At 73.3% G+C, this 475-nt stretch carries 1 pseudogene; it reads left to right on the plus strand.

Features of this window, described 5'->3' with window-relative positions:
- A pseudogene (locus tag Z164_RS21635) lies at nucleotides 1-354 on the plus strand (FtsW/RodA/SpoVE family cell cycle protein); the annotation flags it as partial.
- Between the last annotated feature and the right edge of the window lie 121 nt (nucleotides 355-475).

The following is a 475-nucleotide window of genomic DNA, read 5'->3' on the forward strand; positions in this document are numbered from 1 at the left end:
TGCTGGTCGCCGCTGGCATCGTCGCGCTGCCGACCGGGCTGATCATGCTGCAGCCGGACTTCGGCACCGCGATGCTGGTCGCGGCCAGCGGCGTGTTCGTGCTCTACCTGGCGGGCCTGTCCTGGTGGTGGTTCGCCGCCGCCGGCACCGCCGCCGTCGCCGCCGCCGTACATCCCCGAGCACACCACCGACTTCATCTTCGCGGTGCTGGCCGAGGAGTTCGGCTGGGTCGGCGTGGCCGTCACGCTGGCGCTGTACCTGTTCGTGACCGGGCGCTGCCTGTGGATCGCGGCCAACGCGCGCGACGCCTTCGGCCGGCTGGTGGCCGGCGCGCTGGGGCTGTCGATGTTCGTCCGGCCTGGGCGTGGTGATGGCGGTGCAGGCGCACGGCGGCGCGCGCCGGCCCTGAAGCGCCGCGCATCGCGACATGAACGCCGCATGCGCCGACGGTCCGAGGTTCGCGACCCGCATGCTA

The organism is Luteimonas huabeiensis HB2, assembly GCF_000559025.1.
Taxonomy (GTDB): Bacteria; Pseudomonadota; Gammaproteobacteria; order Xanthomonadales; family Xanthomonadaceae; genus Luteimonas; species Luteimonas huabeiensis.